Source organism: Haemophilus sp. SZY H53 (assembly GCF_054332375.1).
Genome location: NZ_JBTGNV010000023.1, coordinates 1 through 2,475, shown reverse-complemented (window position 1 = coordinate 2,475; position 2,475 = coordinate 1). Strand labels below are relative to the sequence as shown.

Here is a 2,475-nt window from a genome sequence, read left to right as displayed (position 1 = left end):
TGAAAATTAAAGAAAAATATGAATACTTACGTAGTTAGCTAACATTTTTTTATGTTGTAGATAAAACAAAACCGCCTGTTAGGCGGTTTATGGTAAAATCACTTTTGTGCTACTGGGCGACCGATGTGTTATTTGCCGTAGCACATCGCCTAGTCGCTTAGTCTTGTAGTACTAAGGGGGTGATTTATGTGAAAACATCAGAAATTATTACTCTGATAATACTAGCTTTGCTAGTTGGGGCAATCGGCTTTAAAGTCTTCGCTACACTGGATTTGCTGATTGCAGTATTCAATAAATTAGCCTAACGGCTAGGAAGGGAGCGGAGTTGCGATCTGTTCCCGACCTTTCTAAATTGTATGCCCGAACACCGTATATTTCAACCTAAAAACGCATTTTTTAGCGTTTTTCAGCATTAAACACATTTCATCATACTTCTCTTTAAAACGGCTAAAAACGCATTTTAAGCCGCAATATGTGAATAATATTCTAACATAACGTGTAATAACTTCGTAGAACAAGATATAGGATTTGAGCTCACAGCGAATATAGCCAAGTAAAGTGGATTTATTTTATAAAATAAGGCCTACTTTACATATCTTGCCCACTCTTTTAAGTAAACTTTTAATATGCCCAACGTAGCATCTAGGTATAAAAAAGGTTTTATTTAGTATTATTAGGTATTATTTGGTTGTATTTAAGTTCAAACTGGTTTTTTTTGGTGTAAAAAGATAAAAAAATAGGGCTGAAAGCCCCAAAAGAGCCTGTCGGCTCTATATTTTTAGTGTTTTAGTGTTTTAGTGTTTTCGGTTATCAAGAGCCCTTTATTTGCAAGCCTTGCAAGATTTTCACGACTACAAATTTATTGTTTCACGACTACAAATTTATTGTTTCACGACTACAAATTTATTGTTTCACGACTACAAATTTATTGTATTTGACTTCATTTGTTTTGATTGGTAGTCTTATGGCAATAAAAATGTAGTCTTAAAGGTTTATTTATGAGCAATGAACTAACTATATCGAAAGCGAATAGTTTTGTAGAAGCTAGTTATTCTATGACACTTGATGAGATGAGAGTTCTATCATTAACGTTAGGTGTGTTTGATCCAACTAATCCTAAACGTGGCTTTGATTTTACTGTCGCTGAATTTTGTAAACATTTTCCTGAAGTAAATCCTGATATAGCTTATGTTCAAGTACAAAAGGCTATTAGAAAAATTTCAAGTCGTTGGATGACTTTACAAAATGATGATCGTATTTTGCACGAAGTGGCATTTGTAACGGATAGAGTATATTTCAAAAAAGAAGGTCGATTTTATATTGAGTTTCACGAAAAAATATTGCCTTACATTGCTAACTTAAAGGCTCGTTATACCAAATATGAGCTTGTGAACATTGGTGCATTCACAAGTACACACACGATCCGACTTTATGAGTTATGCTCACAATATAAAACCGTTGGCACGCGAGAGATAAAATTAGAAGATCTTAAAGATTGGCTACAAGTTTCAGATAAATACGATAGATACAATAATTTTAATCAGCGTGTATTAGAACCATCTATTACTGAAATCAATACTAAATCTGATCTGCTTGTTGATGTTAAGCCTATTAAGCGTGGTCGTTCAATTCACGCCCTACATTTCACAATCAAGCCACAAAAAGCGGTTCAATCTACCGAAAAAACAGCAAATAAACGCCCTAACTTTCCGCATAAAAACAAATACGGCTCTTTCGTTAAACTTGATACGCAAAATCCTAAAATGAGTTCGCATGAATATGCCCTTTATGCGAAAGATTGTTTAAAGATTTTGGATGATTTTTATCAAAAAATCGAAGATGTACCGCCCGAAGATTTGCGTTTTTATTGGGTTTTCCTTGCAGTCAACGCAAGCCATAAATCGAAATTAGGTACAAAAAAAACTTTTGTTGATGAATTGAAAAAGCGTGGCTACAAGATTGTAGATTGTGAGTTGGTTAAGATTTAAGATAGGGGATTTAGATTTTATGAGTGATGAAAAATTAACGCCAGAAGTTTTAGCTAGAAGGGAATACCATGTAAGAAATTCCTTAGCTAGTTTTGCTTTGGAGGGAGAATATCCTTCTAAGGAAGCTGAAGCTTTATTTTACAAATTTGCTTCAGGTGAAATTGAAACGATAGAGGAGTTAAAAAAGCAAATTGATTTATTGGAATATGAAGATGAGGGGGGAATGGCAACCATAATTCAAAAGGACGTTCTGATTGAGGCTATTGCCCAAGTTCAAGGTTTTTTGAGTCGCAACTTACCGTATTCTGACTCTTTGAACAATGATGAATTATTTTTGTGTGGGCTACGTGAGCATATTTATAGCACTCATCATAATCAATTAGATTATGAATCTTTGCTTGTTGATATTATGAAAATTAAAGAAAAATATGAATACTTACGTAGTTAGCTAACATTTTTTTATGTTGTAGATAAAACAAAACCGCCT

2 protein-coding genes are annotated in these 2,475 nt (G+C 33.7%); both read left to right on the top strand.

The features are described from left to right. The first annotated feature begins 998 nt into the window (after window positions 1-998). The gene (locus ACXVWB_RS11170; RefSeq protein WP_458485387.1) at window positions 999-1,988 is read left to right on the top strand and encodes a replication initiation protein; all 990 of its coding nucleotides are present in this window, start codon (window positions 999-1,001) and stop codon (window positions 1,986-1,988) included. A 19-nt stretch (window positions 1,989-2,007) separates the two neighbouring features. Further along, window positions 2,008-2,436, top strand: coding sequence for an antitoxin VbhA family protein (locus ACXVWB_RS11165; RefSeq protein ID WP_458485386.1), 429 nt, complete (start codon window positions 2,008-2,010; stop codon window positions 2,434-2,436). Window positions 2,437-2,475: the final 39 nt, after the last annotated feature.

Bases quoted from the DNA above. Each gene is read 5' to 3' on its own strand.
- ACXVWB_RS11165 (WP_458485386.1), top strand. From the start codon at position 2,008: ATGAGTGATGAAAAATTAACGCCAGAAGTTTTAGCTAGAAGGGAATAC.
- ACXVWB_RS11170 (WP_458485387.1), top strand. From the start codon at position 999: ATGAGCAATGAACTAACTATATCGAAAGCGAATAGTTTTGTAGAAGCT.